At 38.8% G+C, this 1,099-nt stretch carries 2 protein-coding genes; both read right to left on the reverse strand.

Annotation, left to right across the window (positions count from 1 at the left end; genetic code table 11):
• Nucleotides 1-188 precede the first annotated feature (188 nt).
• Nucleotides 189-557, reverse strand: coding sequence for a hypothetical protein (locus CSH92_RS16960; RefSeq protein ID WP_100658839.1), 369 nt, complete (start codon nt 555-557; stop codon nt 189-191).
• Between the two features lie 109 nt (nt 558-666).
• Nucleotides 667-951 carry a hypothetical protein gene (locus CSH92_RS16965; protein WP_124917000.1) on the reverse strand — a complete coding sequence of 95 codons (285 nt, stop codon included), beginning with the start codon at nt 949-951 and terminating at the stop codon, nt 667-669.
• Nucleotides 952-1,099: the final 148 nt, after the last annotated feature.

The following is a 1,099-nucleotide window of genomic DNA, read 5'->3' on the forward strand; positions in this document are numbered from 1 at the left end:
TACATACAGTGAATAATAAACCTTCTTGTACTTCAAAACAGCCAGTAAGCCAACAACGCAACCGACAGTAAATAGAAGAACAGTAATCCATGAGCCGTACATTCAATTTCCCTTTGGCAGCTAACGCCCCAATAAGGGGCTAAAAATTGTTTGCTAAAATGTTGAGGAACGAAAACAGCAAACTGTTTTTAGTCCTGCTTAATTGGCTTGTTAGGTAACTTTGCATACCCAACTTTAACTTGGTTATTAATATAACTGTCGATTGCCATTTTTAAGGATCTTTCTGGATTTGATTGGCAGAATGAACCTATTGCTAAAATAAAATTTGTACCTTCAGGCAAATATTCCGGCGACTTACCTTTTTTAAAAGTTACACCAGTACCAGTTAAATAACCTGCCCACCAATTTTTATACCCAAATTGCATATTTGGATTGTTTTTATTGGCATTGTAGGATGAACATTCCACACTACCAAATACTTGGTTTTCATCAAAAACTTCATGCTCTGTTGCTGTAGAAGAAAAAACTACAAACATTAAAATGTGCACAAATCTCATTTAGTTACCTAACACCCCCATAAGGGGCAATTACCTGTAGGCTAAAATACGGAGCGAAGCGGAGGGAGCCTACAGGTAAGTGTCCCAGCGCAGCGCGTTAATGGGCTTGTTATGTTTCCTTGCCGTCGTTATCAACGACCTTTTCGCTAGTTTGAACTCTTTTAAATGGCTCGTCGTCAGCGTTTGCCATGTCTGCATGTCCTCGACCTGATAACGCTGATGTACCTAGTCCAAATAAAACACCCGAAAACAAGCTAAACGCAAATGACTCAAAGAGAACTGGTGCAATGTTATTCGCAGATACGTCTTCACTATACGTGACCTGAATTAGATAGCCAAAAAAGCCGAAAACAACACCTATATAAAATCCGTTTCTTCTACTATTCGAAATCATTTTCATTAACCGGGAACATAACGAATGATATGGACTCCCCACCCTTAATCGGCATCGATGTGCCATAGTGAAATTGCGAGATTTCAAAATATAAGCGGAGAGTCCATATGTCTATTAAAGTCCTTGGCATTGATTTAGCCAAATATAA

It is taken from the genome of Neoalteromonas flava, from assembly GCF_002807685.1.
In the GTDB taxonomy this organism is placed as follows: Bacteria; Pseudomonadota; Gammaproteobacteria; order Enterobacterales; family Alteromonadaceae; genus Alteromonas_E; species Alteromonas_E flava.